At 68.6% G+C, this 14,074-nt stretch carries 12 protein-coding genes; 5 read left to right on the forward strand and 7 right to left on the reverse strand.

What is annotated here, in order from left to right:
* Positions 1 to 25 precede the first annotated feature (25 nt).
* Positions 26 to 3,496 carry a transcription-repair coupling factor gene (gene mfd / locus D893_RS02965; RefSeq protein ID WP_110619108.1) on the forward strand — a complete coding sequence of 1,157 codons (3,471 nt, stop codon included), beginning with the start codon at positions 26 to 28 and terminating at the stop codon, positions 3,494 to 3,496.
* Entirely contained in the window at positions 3,497 to 4,192 is a 696-nt protein-coding gene (locus tag D893_RS02970) for a CsiV family protein (protein WP_110619109.1), read from the forward strand. It abuts the gene before it with no gap.
* A gap of 67 nt (positions 4,193 to 4,259) precedes the next feature.
* Here the strand turns inward: D893_RS02970 and D893_RS02975 are convergent, their stop codons facing one another.
* The 3 genes from D893_RS02975 to D893_RS02985 are packed head-to-tail and all read right to left on the reverse strand — an operon-like array spanning position 4,260 to position 6,933.
* Positions 4,260 to 5,219 (reverse strand): S49 family peptidase, encoded by a 960-nt coding sequence (locus D893_RS02975; protein WP_110619110.1) that lies wholly within the window; start codon positions 5,217 to 5,219, stop codon positions 4,260 to 4,262.
* Between the two features lie 29 nt (positions 5,220 to 5,248).
* The gene (locus D893_RS02980) at positions 5,249 to 5,953 is read right to left on the reverse strand and encodes an HAD-IA family hydrolase (RefSeq protein ID WP_018945961.1); all 705 of its coding nucleotides are present in this window, start codon (positions 5,951 to 5,953) and stop codon (positions 5,249 to 5,251) included.
* Positions 5,950 to 6,933, reverse strand: coding sequence for an RluA family pseudouridine synthase (locus D893_RS02985; protein WP_110619111.1), 984 nt, complete (start codon positions 6,931 to 6,933; stop codon positions 5,950 to 5,952). The genes D893_RS02980 and D893_RS02985 overlap by 4 nt, the downstream gene beginning before the upstream one ends.
* A gap of 477 nt (positions 6,934 to 7,410) precedes the next feature.
* On the opposite strand from D893_RS02985, the gene D893_RS02990 reads away from it, so the two are divergent.
* A complete protein-coding gene (locus D893_RS02990; protein ID WP_110619112.1) occupies positions 7,411 to 10,482 on the forward strand; it encodes an Rne/Rng family ribonuclease in 3,072 nt (1,023 codons plus the stop codon).
* A 59-nt stretch (positions 10,483 to 10,541) separates the two neighbouring features.
* Here the strand turns inward: D893_RS02990 and D893_RS02995 are convergent, their stop codons facing one another.
* Positions 10,542 to 11,048, reverse strand: a complete 507-nt coding sequence (locus D893_RS02995) for a low molecular weight protein-tyrosine-phosphatase (RefSeq protein ID WP_110619113.1) — start codon at positions 11,046 to 11,048, stop codon at positions 10,542 to 10,544.
* 156 nt (positions 11,049 to 11,204) lie between these two features.
* On the opposite strand from D893_RS02995, the gene D893_RS03000 reads away from it, so the two are divergent.
* Positions 11,205 to 12,398: a flagellar hook-length control protein FliK gene (locus D893_RS03000; RefSeq protein ID WP_110619127.1), complete on the forward strand. Its 1,194-nt coding sequence runs from the start codon at positions 11,205 to 11,207 to the stop codon at positions 12,396 to 12,398.
* Positions 12,395 to 12,712, forward strand: a complete 318-nt coding sequence (locus D893_RS03005; RefSeq protein ID WP_018945956.1) for an EscU/YscU/HrcU family type III secretion system export apparatus switch protein — start codon at positions 12,395 to 12,397, stop codon at positions 12,710 to 12,712. Before D893_RS03000 ends, D893_RS03005 begins: the two co-directional genes overlap by 4 nt.
* Before the next feature lie 10 nt (positions 12,713 to 12,722).
* On the opposite strand, the gene D893_RS03010 is transcribed toward D893_RS03005, so the two are convergent.
* The 3 genes from D893_RS03010 to D893_RS03020 all read right to left on the reverse strand — a co-directional run bounded on the left by D893_RS03010 (position 12,723) and on the right by D893_RS03020 (position 13,988).
* Positions 12,723 to 13,145 (reverse strand): DUF2802 domain-containing protein, encoded by a 423-nt coding sequence (locus D893_RS03010; RefSeq protein WP_018869463.1) that lies wholly within the window; start codon positions 13,143 to 13,145, stop codon positions 12,723 to 12,725.
* A gap of 83 nt (positions 13,146 to 13,228) precedes the next feature.
* Positions 13,229 to 13,456, reverse strand: coding sequence for a hypothetical protein (locus D893_RS03015; RefSeq protein ID WP_018869464.1), 228 nt, complete (start codon positions 13,454 to 13,456; stop codon positions 13,229 to 13,231).
* A 73-nt stretch (positions 13,457 to 13,529) separates the two neighbouring features.
* On the reverse strand, positions 13,530 to 13,988 hold the full coding sequence (locus D893_RS03020; protein ID WP_018869465.1) for a chemotaxis protein CheW: 459 nt from the start codon (positions 13,986 to 13,988) through the stop codon (positions 13,530 to 13,532).
* Positions 13,989 to 14,074: the final 86 nt, after the last annotated feature.

A 14,074-nucleotide genomic window follows, 5' to 3' on the forward strand; every position in this document is an offset into this window, starting at 1 on the left:
CGCCATTCCGAAAGCTTCACACCGCATGTCCGAAGAACTGCGCAACCCCCTGAATCCCGGCCGCCTTCCCCGCTCCGGGTTCGAGACCTGGACCGGCCTGGGCCCCAGTGCCAGCACGCTGGCACTGGGGCAGGCAGTGCAGGATTTCCCTCATCCGCTACTGGTCATCACCGAGTCCAACGAGGCCGCGGACCAGTGGGAAGAGGAATGGTCGTTCTTTACCGCGGGGCGGGATATCCCTCTGCTGCGCCTGCCGGACTGGGAGACCCTGCCGTTCGATGTGTTCTCGCCCCACGAGGACATCATCTCCGAGCGGCTGCGCACCCTGTACCGTCTGCCGGGTCTGGAGCGCGGCATCATCCTGATGCCGGTCGCCACCCTGATGCAGCGCCTGCCCCCGCGCCAGTGGCTGGCGGAACAGGGCATCGCGCTGCGCAAGGGTCAGCGTCTCGACCGCATGCAGCTGCGCGAGGACCTGGTTCAGGCGGGCTACAACCCGGTACAGCAGGTGATCGGCCACGGCGAATTCGCGGTACGCGGGGAGATCCTGGATCTGTTCCCGATGGGCGCGGAACAGCCGGTGCGCATCGAGTTCCTCGACGACGAGATCGACTCGCTGCGCCATTTCGACCCGGAATCCCAGCGCTCCACCGAGACCACCGAGCGCCTCGAGATCCTGCCCAGCCACGAATTTCCGCTGCATGAAGAGGCGATCCGGGAATTTCGCAGCCGCTACCGCACCCGTTTCGAAGGTGATCCCGGCAGCCACCCGATCTATCGCGACATCTCGGAAGGACTTGTGCCGCCGGGCATCGAATCCTATCTGCCGCTGTTCTTCGAAGCGCTGGATACGGTGTTCGACTACTGCCCGCAGGCCCGCGTGGTGCAGGTGGGCGACATCGCCACAGCGGCCGGACAGTTCGCCGACGAGGTCTTCCAGCGCTATGACCAGCTGCGTCATCAGGTGGACCGGCCCCTGCTCCCTCCGGACGAGCTGTATCTCAACCCCGAGGCGCTGGCCGGAGCACTGGGGGACACGTCCGGGCTCGCCCTGGGAGCCAACCCCGCTCCCCTGCCCGCCGGGCGCGGGCGCGAGGTGAGATTCCAGTGCGAGGATCACCCCGACATGGCCCTGGAACCCGCCCGCGACGACCCGGCGCGGCGGCTGCAGGACGTGCTCTCCGGAGGCCCGCGTGTGCTGGTGACCACCGAGTCCGCCGGACGCCGCGAGGCCCTGCTGACCCTGCTGCGGGATCACGGCCTGGACCATCATGCGGTGGCTGGCTGGGAGGACTTCCTCGCGAGCGAACCGGGGCTGCACGTGACCGTCGGTACACTGGCGGCAGGATTCCGGCTGCCGGATGACCGTATCGTGGTCCCCGAATCCGCCCTGATGGGCGAGCGCGCACGCCAGACCCGGCGGCGGGCGCGCCCTACCCGCGACGCGGACGCGGTGATCCAGAACCTCTCCGACCTGACCATTGGCGCCCCGGTGGTGCACGAGGAACAGGGCGTGGGCCGTTATCTGGGCCTGCAGACCATGGAGATCAACGGCCAGCCCTCCGAATTCCTCACCCTCGAGTATGCCGATGGCGCGCGCCTGTACGTGCCGGTCTCCTCGCTGCACCTGATCAGCCGTTACGCCGGGGCCGATGCCGAACACGCCCCGCTGCACCGCCTCGGCAGCGAGCAATGGAGCAAGGCCCGGCGCAAGGCCGCGGAGAAGGCGCGTGACGTGGCCGCGGAGCTGCTGGATATCCATGCCCGCCGGGCCGCGACGCAGGGCACGGTGTTCGAGACCGAGACCCCCGAATATCACGCCTTCGCCGCCGGCTTCCCGTTCGAGGAGACCCTCGACCAGCAGCAGGCGATCGATGCGGTGCTGTCCGACATGGCTGCGGATCAACCGATGGACCGGGTGATCTGCGGCGACGTGGGCTTCGGCAAGACCGAAGTGGCGATGCGTGCCGCCTTCGTCGCGGTGCAGAACCACAAGCAGGTGGTGGTGCTGGTGCCCACCACTCTTCTCGCGCAGCAGCATCACCAGAACTTTATCGACCGCTTCGCCGACTGGCCGGTGCAGATCGAATCGCTGTCGCGGTTCCGCTCGGCCAAACAGCAGGAAGCCGTGCTCGAGGGCCTGCGCGAAGGGAAGGTCGACATCGTCATCGGCACTCACAAGCTGCTGCAGAAGGATCTGAAGATCGAGAACCTCGGGCTGGTGATCGTCGACGAGGAACAGCGCTTCGGCGTGCGCCACAAGGAGGCCCTGAAGAAGCTGCGCGCGCAGGTGGACATGCTGACCATGACCGCCACGCCGATACCGCGCACGCTCAACATGGCGCTGGCCGGCCTGCGCGACCTGTCGGTCATCACCACCCCGCCGCGCGAGCGCCTGGCGGTGAAGACCTTCGTCAACGAATGGAACGACGCGGTCATCCAGGAGGCCTGCTTGCGCGAGATCCGGCGCGGCGGACAGGTGTACTTCGTGCACAACGAGGTCAACACCATCGACAAGACCGCCGCGCAGGTGCGCGAACTGCTGCCCGGCGCGCGGGTCGGCGTGGCGCATGGCCAGATGCGCGAGAGCGAGCTGGAACAGGTGATGCTCGATTTCTATCACCGTCGCTACAACATCCTGGTCTGCTCCACCATCATCGAGACCGGGATCGACGTGCCCACCGCCAACACCATCGTGATGAACCGCGCCGACAAGCTGGGTCTGGCGCAGATGCACCAGCTGCGCGGCCGCGTCGGCCGCTCGCATCATCGCGCCTACGCCTATCTCCTGACCCCGCCGTGGAAGAGCCTCACCGCGGACGCGAAGAAGCGTCTGGAGGCGATCGCCTCGCTGGAGGACCTGGGGGTCGGCTTCACCCTCGCCTCGCACGACCTGGAGATCCGCGGCGCCGGGGAGCTGCTGGGCGACGAACAGAGCGGGCAGATCACCGAGGTCGGTTTCAACATGTACAACGACCTCCTCAACCGCGCGGTGAACGCCCTGCGCTCCGGCAAGATGCCCGAGCTGGAGGCCCCCGAGCCCGCCGGCACCGAGGTCGAGCTGGGAATGCCGGCGCTGCTGCCGGACGAATACGTCCCCGACGTGCACACCCGCCTGATCCTGTACAAGCGCATCAGCAACGCCGATTCCGAGGAAGCCCTGCGCGATCTGGAAGTGGAGCTGGTCGACCGCTTCGGTCTGCTGCCGGATGCCGCGCGCACCCTGTTCGCTGCGGCGCAGCTGCGCCTGCGGCTGACCCCTCTGGGCATCCGCAAGCTGGAGATGGGGCCGGCCGGCGGTCGCCTGGTCTTTGGAACGGATCCCGATCTGGACATCGGCGCCCTGGTAGAACTGGTGCAGTCGGACCCGCAGGGGTATCGTCTGGACGGACAGAAGGCCTTCCACTTCCATGGCAGCATGGAGACGCTGGAAGCCCGAACCGAGGCGGTTCACCGCCTGTTGAACACCATCAGCCGCAACCAGGAGGCGGCCTGAATGTCACGCAAACATCGCGAGTCCCCGTCGACCGACGTCCGGTCCGGTCCGCACAGCCCCGGTCGGCGCCGGCTGCTGGGCGCGCTGGTGGCCCTGCCCTGGCTGGTGCCCGCCACTCCGGCGCTGGCCCAGGTCGGGCGTGAGTACCGCATCGAGCTGGTGATCTTCCAGCACCTGACCGAAGAAAGCCGCCGGTTGCTGGAAACGACGGGGGCCGCGTTGCAGCCGTCTCCCGGCTCCGGCCCGATCGGCGAAGGGACCTACCGGCGTTCGCGCCGGGGCTTCGACCTCGGCCATGTGGTCCGGCGCATCGAGGACGATCGCGACAGCCGCCTGATTGCCACCCTCGCGTGGGACCAGCGCGGCCGGGACCATGCCTCCACGCCGTGGCTGACGGTAAGTGAGGGACGCTCGCTCGACCGCCGCACGCCGCTGTACGACGATCGTGGTCCGGTCTCACCGATCCTGCAGGAACCGGCAGAGGAACGTCACGAACTGGAAGGCCGCCTGCGGGTCTGGGTCGGTCGTTTCCTGCATCTGGAGACCGACCTGATCTTCCATGACGCGACCGCCGGGGATACCGCCATCGCCGTCCGGGGGCATCAGCGGATGAACTCGGGTGACGACCTGTTCTATCTTGATCACCCGGTCGTCGGCATGATCGCGCGCGTCACGCGCATCGACACCAGCGACTGAGGCGCGCGCCCGCCGGACATGGAGTCCGCGGGGCGGCCCAGCCCCTGCCGGGTTCCGGCTCACCGGCTCATCGCCACTGAGGCGTGGATTCCAGATTCAGCACCTGCTGCATCACCACCGTGCCCAGGTCCTCCAGGAACAGCTGGATGGGCGTGCGGCGCGGACGGAATTCCACCATTTCCTCGATACCGATGACGTCGCGAGCCACGCTGCGCGGATTGCCGAGACCGTCGGTCAGCCCGAGCTCCACGGACCGTTCGCCGGTCCAGGTGAGCCCGTTGAAAATATCGGCGTCTTCGGCCAGACGTTCGCCGCGTCCGGCACGGACCACATCAATGAACTGCTGATGGACGTCCGTGATCAGGCCTTCCATGTGATCCACATGGTCCGGCTCCAGCGGCAGGAACGGATCGAGGAAGGCCTTGTTCTCGCCCGCGGTGAACAGCCGGCGCTCGACACCGATGTTGTCGATCAGGTCCACCACGCCAAAGCTGTCCAGACGCACGCCGATGGAGCCCACCAGGCTGGCGCGGTCGGCGTAGATCTCGTCGGCCGCTACCGCGATGTAATACGCGCCCGAAGCCCCGATGTCCCCGATCACCGCGTACAGGGGGATGTCTTCGTGTTCCTCCTTCAGGCGCAGCAGTTCGTCGTGGATGATCCCGGCCTGCACCGGACTGCCGCCACCGGAGTTGATGCGCAGCATCACCGCCTGCGTGCCGTCATCCTCGAACGCCCGCTTGAGCGTCCGGGTAAGGTCCTCCGCATTGGCGCGGGCCGAGGCCGCGATCATGCCGTCCACGTCCACCACGGCCACGTGTTCCGAGGGTTTCCTGTCGGTTTCGAACCAGCTGTCGAAGCCGTCGCCCCGCACCAGGATCAGCAGGGCGAACAGATAGGCGAACAGCAGGATCTTGAAAAAGATGCCCCAGCGGCGCGCGCGGCGCTGTTCGATGACCTGCGCCTGGACCAGGTTCTCCAGGGTTTCACGTTCCCAGCCCGGCTTGTCGTCTTTCGACCATCCCATCTCGTTCGTCCTCTTCTAGCCGCGGTCCGTCACGGTTCCATCAGTCGGCGGTGCAGCGCGGGAATGTCCGGCACCAGCGCCGCCGGTTCCTCGGCGGCGAGGCGCGCATCCGAGTGGGCCCCGTGGGTGATCCCCACTGCCCGTACCCCGGCCGCCCGCGCCATCTGCAGATCGTAGATGCTGTCGCCCACCATCAGCGCCCGCTCGCGGGCGACCCCGGTACGCCGCAACAGGTCCTCCAGCATCGCGGGGCCGGGCTTGGACGGCTGCTCGTCACTGGTCACGGTGGCCACGAAGCGGGGGCCCAGTCCACTGGCCGCCAGCGTCCGGTCGAGCCCGGCGCGGGATTTGCTCGTGGCCACCGCCAGCAGGATCTCGCGCCGGTCCAGGTCCTCCAGCAGCGCCTCCACGCCGGCGTAAAGCGGCTCGTCCGGGGCATCCGTGGCCTCCAGGTAACACTGGCGGTAGCTCGCGGCGAACGCCTGTATCCCGGCATCGTCCAGTTCGGGATGGAGCTGACGTACCGCCGCCTGCACCCCCAGCCCGATGATGCCACGCAGCGCGCTTTCCTCGCGCTCGGGAAGGCCGTGCTCGCGGGCCGCGCGGCGCAGGCAATGGATGATGCGCCGCGGCGAGTCCATCAGCGTCCCGTCCCAGTCGAAGACCACCAGGCGGAGCTCCCCGGTGTCGGGCGGAAGCAATGCCACCTGCGTATCCGTGCCCGTTGCCTTCATGTCGTCGTGTCCGCCGTGTCCAGATTTTCCAGCACCTGCTGCAGTTCGTCCGGCATGGGAGCGGAAAAGATCCGCTCCTCGCCCCTTCCGTCCTCGAAGCGCAGCGCCTGGGCATGCAGGAACAGGCGTTCGAGGCCCAGCTGACGCAGCCTGCGATTGGCATCCGGCAGGCCGTACTCATGATCGCCCGCGACCGGATGACCGATCTCGCGGCCATGCACCCGGATCTGGTGGGTCCGTCCGGTGCCGATGCGGACCTCGGCCAGCTGAAAGGCGCCATGGGCTTCCAGCGGCACGAACACGCTGTTCGCCGCGCGCTGGCGTCCGCCGGTGTCGCCCGCCGCGGACATGCGACGGCGCCCGTCGTCGCCGCGATCCGCGCTCAGCGGGGCATCGCAATGGATGGGCTGATCATCTTTCCAGCGGCCGACCAGCAACGCCAGGTAACGCTTGTCCACGCGCCCGTCGCGCAGGGCTTCGTGCAGGGCCTGCAGCGGCTCGCGCCCCTTGGCCAGCACCAGACACCCGGAGGTCTCGCGGTCCAGGCGGTGACCCAGTTCCAGCGACGCATCCGGCCGCAACACCCGCATCGCCTCGATGATCCCGAACGGCAGACCGCTGCCCCCGTGCACCGCCAGACCCGAGGGCTTGTCCAGCACCAGGTAGTCGTCGTCCTCGAACAGGATCGCCCCGCGCAGGCGTTCCAGCACCTTCGGCGGCACATCCGGGGTCCCGGTCTCCTGCGGACGCTCGAGGTCCGGCACGCGGACCTTCGAGCCCGTGGCCAGGCGCTGGCGCGCGCTGACCCGCCGGCCGTCCACGCGGATGGCCCCCTTGCGGATCAGCCGGTAGAGCAGACTCCGTGGCACGCCCTTGAGTTCGCGCAACAGGAAATTGTCGAGACGCTGGCCGTCGGCGCGCTCGCCCACCACCAGCTCGCGGGGGCCGGAAGCGCCGGCGTCGGAAGATCGGGATTTCATGCGCGGAATGCTACCGCAGTCCCCTGCCCGCGGCCATGCGCGCCGTGCTTGCCGACGCCGCGACGATCTCACCCGGGGAACAGAACGGATCCTGCCGTCCGTCATCATAAAGTAGCAAAAAACTTGCCGCGGCAGGGCCTTGTATCCTACATTGCCCGCTGGCGGTACCCCGTTTCGGGCGTACGCCGCCACGAATCATCCACCGCTCCGGCCCGCGCCTCAGGCGCCGGGGCCGGACGGCCCTCGCCAAGAGCGAACGCGTGACACTATTTCTTTTAACCCAGTCCTGCTTCCCCGGTCGCTGTCCAGAAGGACGGCTGATCCCGTGGCTGCTGGTGAATACCTGGCTGGCGCGCTGGCTCACGCTACGCGCCGCCCCTGCGCGCACTCTTTCAGCACAGCATCCGTGCCGCACGGTCACCGCCCGCCCGACCGGCCCTGTCGGGGAGCAGCGGGACGCCCCAACGAGTCCATCGCATGAAACGCATCCTGATCAACGCAACGCAGCCGGAAGAGCTGCGCGTCGCCATGGTCGACGGCCAGCGGCTGTACGACCTCGACATCGAACTTCCCTCGCGCGAGCGCAAGAAAGCCAACATCTACAAGGCGAAGATCACCCGCGTCGAGCCCAGCCTCGAAGCGGCCTTCGTCAACTTCGGGGCTGACCGCCACGGCTTCCTGCCGTTCAAGGAAATCGCGCATTCGGCGGTGGGAGCACCGGCCGACAGCGACAAGCCCGTCCGCGAGTTCCTGAAGGAAGGCCTGGAAATCCTGGTCCAGGTCGAAAAGGAAGAGCGTGGCACCAAGGGTGCGGCGCTCACGACCTTCATCAGCCTGGCCGGGCGCTACCTGGTCCTGATGCCCAACAACCCGAAGGCCGGCGGCGTCTCGCGCCGGATCGAGGGCGAGGACCGGGCCGAACTGCGCGAGGCCCTGTCGGGCCTGAACATCCCCGAAGAGATGGGCCTGATTGCCCGCACCGCCGGTGTCGGCCGCAGCACCGAAGAGCTCCAGTGGGACCTCGATTACATGACAGCGCTGTGGTCGGCGGTGACCGAGGCCTCGAAAAAGGCCCGGGCCCCTGCCCTGATCCACCAGGAAAGCAACGTCATCATCCGTGCCCTGCGCGACCACATGCGCACCGATGTCGGCGAGGTGATCATCGACGATGACACCATCTACGAACAGGCCGACGAGTTCGTGCGCATGGTCATGCCCAACAGCCTGCGCAAGCTGAAGCACTACACCGACCCGGTCCCGCTGTTCAACCGCTACCAGATCGAAAGCCAGATCGAGAGTGCCTTTGACCGCGAGGTGCAGCTGCCCTCCGGCGGTGCCCTGGTGATCGACCATACCGAGGCGCTGATCTCCATCGACGTCAACTCGGCGCGCTCGACCAAGGGCGGCGACATCGAGGAGACGGCCTTCCACACCAACCTGGAAGCGGCCGAGGAAGTCGCGCGGCAGCTGCGGATCCGTGATCTCGGCGGCCTGATCGTCATCGACTTCATCGACATGAGCGCCAACAAGCATCAGCGCGAGGTCGAGAACCGCCTGCGCGAGGCGCTGGAGATGGATCGCGCGCGGGTCCAGGTCGGCCGCATCAGCCGCTTCGGGCTGCTGGAGATGTCGCGCCAGCGGTTGCGCTCCTCGCTGGGCGAATCCAGTCAGATCACCTGCCCGCGCTGCCACGGCCACGGCCAGATCCGCAGCGTGGAATCCATGGCGCTGTCCATCCTGCGCCTGATGGAGGAGGAAGGCATGAAGGACCGTACGGGCCTGGTCCTGGCCCAGGTCCCGGTGGACGTGGGCACCTTCCTGCTCAACGAGAAGCGCCAGGCCATCGGCGAGATCGAAGAGCGTCACGGGGTCGAGATCAGCATCATCCCCAACCCGCAGTTCTTTACCCCGCATTTCACCGTGCAGCGCGTGCGCGGCGACGAACGCGAGGACGTGGTCAGCGATCGCAGCAGCCACCAGCTGGTGGAGATCGTGGAGGAAGACCCGGACCCGCACCAGGAGCGTCGGCAGAAGCCGGAAAAGCCGCTGGTTCAGGGCGTCAGGGTATCCGCACCACCGCCGGAGTCCCCGGCCGCGCCGCCGACCGGCGCGGGCCCCTCCGCTCCGGCCGGGCCGCCGCCGGAACCGGTGGCCCAGCCTGGCTTCTTCGGACGCATCTGGTCCGCGCTGTTCCCCAACAGCCGTCCCCCGGCCAGCACCGCCGGCACGCCGACCGAAGCGGACACGCCGGCAGAGGGCGAAGCGCGTGGCCGGCGCCGTGGCAAGGGTGGCGAGCGCGGGCCGGATCGCAACCGCAAGTCCGGCGACAGGAGCGGCGACAGCGGTGGCAATGGCAGCCGCCGTTCCCGCGGCGGCAAGGGTGACAAGTCCCGCAAGTCCGACAAACCCGACAAGTCCGGGGAGGAAACGCGCACCGGCAAGGGTGGCGGCCGGAACGGCGGCAAGCCCGAAGGTGATGACAAGCCGCGCAAGGAGAAGACCGGCGAGGCCGGCGAAGGCAAGGGCAAGTCCGCTGGCGGCGGGCGTTCCGGCAAGGCCGGCGGCGCCGACAAGTCCCGCAAGGGTGAAGACAAAAGCGAAGACAAGACCGCCCCTGAAGGCGCGAATGAAGGCCCGAAGACGGCCGAAACCAGCGCGGATACGCCCGTAGAGGCCACCACACAGGAAGCCGCGGATCGTGCGCCGGAGACCTCCGGTAGCGGCGAGGACAGCGGGGATGACGGCAAGGGGCGGACCCGCAGCCGGCGTTCCCGCCGTGGTGGCCGGCGTCGCGGCGGCCGTGCCCGCAGCAGCGACGCGGCAGCGGACAGCCAGGAGCCCCGTGACGACCAGGACGCCAACGCCACCGACTCCAGCGGCACCGACTCCGGCGAGCCCACAGCCGACAGCAGCGAATCCGAATCGCAGGCCACCACCCCGGTCCGCTCCGACGCCGAACCGGCGCCAGCCGCCGCGCCGGACGCCGAAGCTCCGGAGGCAAGCCCCTCGCAGGAAGACAGCGAGGCGGCATCGGCATCCGGCGGGCGGAAGCCCCGCACCCGCAAGCCGGCGAAAAAGAAGGAATCCGCCGCCAGCGAAGGGGACGCGGACAACCAGGCCCCTGCCGAGGCACAGGCGGAGCAGGCTCCGGAGGCGGCCAGCGATGACACCGGCGAAGACGCGGGTGGAAGCAGCAGCCGTCGGCGGCGTTCCTCCGGCAGCCGCGGACGTTCGCGGGCCGCGCAAAAGGCGGAGGGCGATACGAGTGACGAGGGCAGCGCGGAGCCGGTGACGGAGCCCGCCAGCGACGCGGCTTCCGCATCCGCGCCCGAAGCCGGATCATCCGACGAATCCCCGGAGGCCAGCACGGCCCCGTCCAGCCGCCGTCGCCGCACGAGCTCGACCCGGTCCCGCAAGAGCGCACCCGCGAGCGAGGCCTCCGACGCCAGCCCGGCGGCGGACGCCGGGGACAGCAAGCCCGCGGACAGCGCGCCCGCAGACACCGGCGGCGAGACGGACGCAGACGGTTCCGGGTCGAAGAAGGACTGAGGGCTGGTTCCATGAATCCCGTCCCCGCAGGCATGTACCTGTGGAGGCGGGATTCCCGGTCAGCCAGTGGATCCCTTCCGCGGCCTGATGCCGTGCTCGCGTTCGAAGTGCGCGAGCAGGCCGTCCGCGGCCGCCTCGACCAGGTCCATCACATGGACGAACCCCTCCCCTCCACCGTAATACGGGTCCGGGACCTCGGTTTCCGGCCGGTTCACGGCGTACTCGGGGAAGCGTTGCAGGCGCGCGCGCGTATCCTTGCCCTGCAACTGGCGAGCAATCCGCTCGTTCGCCTCGTCCATTACCAGGATGTAGTCGAATTCATCGAAGTCTTCGCGTTCCAGCTGACGCGCGCGCAGGTGGCTGATGTCGTAGCCGCGGCCCCGGGCTTCATCGCGCGCCCGGGGATCCGGCCCGGAGCCGATGTGATAGCCATGGGTCCCGGCGGAATCGACTTCGATCACGTTCTCCAGCCCGCGCTCGCGCAGGCGCTGTTCGAATACGCCATGTGCCATCGGCGAACGACAGATGTTACCCATGCAGACCATGAGTACACGCAGCTTGGACATGTGTTGTTTCCTCTGTTGATGAATAAATGACTCGACGCGGCAGGAGCCTGCCCGGCCGCGGCCCTTGTGACAAGCAGGCATGCTCGTGCCCGAGATTCCGCCCGAGCCGGGCTTTGTGCCATGCTGATCCGGCATTCCAGCGAGAAGAGCGTTCCCATGGGCGATTTCACCGGCTCGCGTCCTCTGCTACCCCTCCCCGCCTCCGCGGACGGTGCGCGTGCCGGCGGGGTCCGCGATCCGCTGGCCGCCGTTGGACAGCGGATGGAGGTCCGCATGATCGAGCGCCTGGCGGACGGCAACGTCCGGCTGCAAGTGCCCGCCACCGGGGGTGGTAGCGGTGGTAGTGGCGATCGCCCCGGCGTGATGGTCGCTCGGCTGGCCGGCGCGATGTCCGAGGCGCTGGCTGCCCGTGCCGAAAGCGGCCAGCGCCTGATGGCCGAGGTCACGCGCAGCTCGCCCTCGCTGGAAGTGCGGCTCCTGCCGGCCGCGGGTTCACCGGGCATCGGGACCGGGTCGCCGGCGGAGACGGATCGCCTGGGGGCCTTGCTGCGCCGGACCCTGCCCGCGGCGCGCGCCCTGGCGCCAACGCTGCAGGCCCTCTCCGCCGCGGCAACGCCTCCGGACCCCCGCGCCGACACGGCCTCGACGCGCATCGACGCCCTGGTGCGCGGTCTCCCCGACGCCTCCGGCCTGACCCGCCCCGAAGGGCTGCAGCAGGCGACGCGTGCCTCCGGGGTGTGGCTGGAGTCCATGCTGGCCCAGTCCGGCACACCGGGCAGCGCGGGCCCGAACGTGTCGGGCGACCTCAAGGCCCGGCTGCTGCGGGCGGCCGACGCCCTGCGGCAGATGCCCGGTACCGGCCCGGGCGGCGGTGCCGGGTCGGCCCCCGCGGGCGGGACGGGCCCGCTGCTGGAGGGCATGCTGGCTCGCCTCGCCAGTCTCCAGCTGCAGGCCACCGGCGACGGAGCGGATCCTCAGCGCTGGCTGTTCGAACTGCCGTTTCGCACCCCGCAGGGGGTACAGGGCCTGCATGGCGAGATCGAACGACACGCCGGCGAGCACGACGGGGCCACCGAAGGCGACTGGCGCTGTCACCTGACCCTCGATCTGCCGGCCCTGGGTCCGACCCTCATCGTGCTGCATTCACGGGCCGGACAACTGCACGTACATTTTACCGCCGAACGTGCGGAGACCGTGGAACGCCTGCAGGCCGGCCAGGGGTCCCTGCGCGACAACCTGGCCGCGCGCGACCTGGAACCGGCGAGTCTTGCGGTGCGCCAGGGCGACGTGGATACCGATCCGCAGGCCCGGCCGGACCGGGCGCACGGCATGCTGGACGAACAAGCATGACCCGTGGCCGCGACAGGCGAACGGGCGGGGCCACGGGGGCACCGGGGCATGACCGGGCCGTCGCCCTGGAGTGGGATCGCCGGCAGGCACCGCGCATCACCGCGTCGGGCGCCGGAGTGACCGCGGAGGAGATCCTCCGGATCGCCGAGGAACACGATATCCCGCTGCATCATGACACCGCCCTGACCGAAGCCCTGGCCCAGGTGCCGCTGGGCGAGGAGATCCCCGAGGAGCTTTACGTTGCCGTGGCGGAGGTACTGGCCTTCGTGTTCCTGCTGGCGGGGATCACGCCGGAGGACCTCGGACGATCCTGATCAGCCCCCGTCAGTCGTCGTCACGCGCGCTCCCGGCACCGTGCAGGCTGTAGATCAGGTCCAGTTCCGCGGCGGTCAGGCTGCAGAGCCGGCGGACTTCCTCGCGCGGATAACCCTCGCGGACCAGCTGGATGGCTTTCTCGTACGACCCCTGGTCCGGGTCACGCGCACGCAGCTCGGTGTGCTGGTCGTGCAGGCGTTCCAGCGCCCGCTGTACCGAAGCCTGCGCCTGACCGTGATTGATCACCCCCTCGGACAGGACCTTCATCGCCCCCTGCAGGGCCATCAGGGAGGTCGCCTGGCGCTGGTAGTCCTGCCGCAGAGCCGTGAGCTGCCGCCGCAGCAGCAGCACCAGCGCAACGGCGAATCCCGCCACGATGGTGGCCAGCAGCGCGATCCCCGCCGCAAGCCAGACCAGTAGATTCTCTCCCATCAACCCGTGCTCCCCGTTGGCTGGCCCGATTGTCGCGTGAAGTCACGGTCCGAGGCCAGTCCGGAGATGCGATGCGACGGCAATCAGGCGTATTCGTCGATCCGCCCGCCCCGGCGCCGTTCGCGTTCGGCCAGGCGTGGCGGTTTCTGCTGGGCCGGGGGGATCCCGGGGCGCAGGATCGGGTCGCGATCATGGTCGTCGCTGAGGGCGTGGCCGGCCACACTGGTGTGCACCGGACGCACGTCGCGAGGTGGCCTGAGGACCGGGTAAAGCGGCCGTACGGAACGGTCGTGCTGGAGCTCGTCCACCATTTTTTTACCTCCCGCACGGTCTGCCCGTGCATCGGTGCGCCGTCCCGCCCGACCGGGCGAAGCCAGCGCCGGGCTACAGCTCCCGCAGCTGCGCCCACTCCTCGTCGGAGAGGAGCTTGTTCAGGTCGACCAGGATGGTCAGACCCGCTTCGGTACTGGTTACGCCCTGGATGAAACGGCTGCTTTCGTCGTTGCCGACCTCCGGCGCCGCCTCCACGCTGTCGGGCGAAATCCGCACCACCTCGGACACCGAATCCACCAGGATCCCCACGTTCTGATCGTCCACGTCGATGATCACGATGCGCGAGGCATCGTCCGGCTCGCGGTCTTCCAGCCCCATGCGCCGACGCGCATCAATCACCGTGACCACGTTGCCGCGCAGGTTGATGATGCCGAGGATGTAATCCGGTACGCCGGGTACCGGCGCGATGTCCGACACCTTCAGCACCTCCTGGACCTGGAGCACGTCGATGGCGTAGGTCTCGTCGGCCAGGCTGAAGGTCACGTACGGAGCGGTATCGGCCTTGGCCATGGATTCAACGTCTTGTGCGCTCATGCTCATCCTCTTGGAGCGGTCGTGTCCGCCGGGACGGACACGCAACATGGATTCTTTTTCAA

This window comes from Thioalkalivibrio sp. ALE21, from assembly GCF_003208255.1.
GTDB classification, from domain to species: domain Bacteria; phylum Pseudomonadota; class Gammaproteobacteria; order Ectothiorhodospirales; family Ectothiorhodospiraceae; genus Thioalkalivibrio; species Thioalkalivibrio halophilus.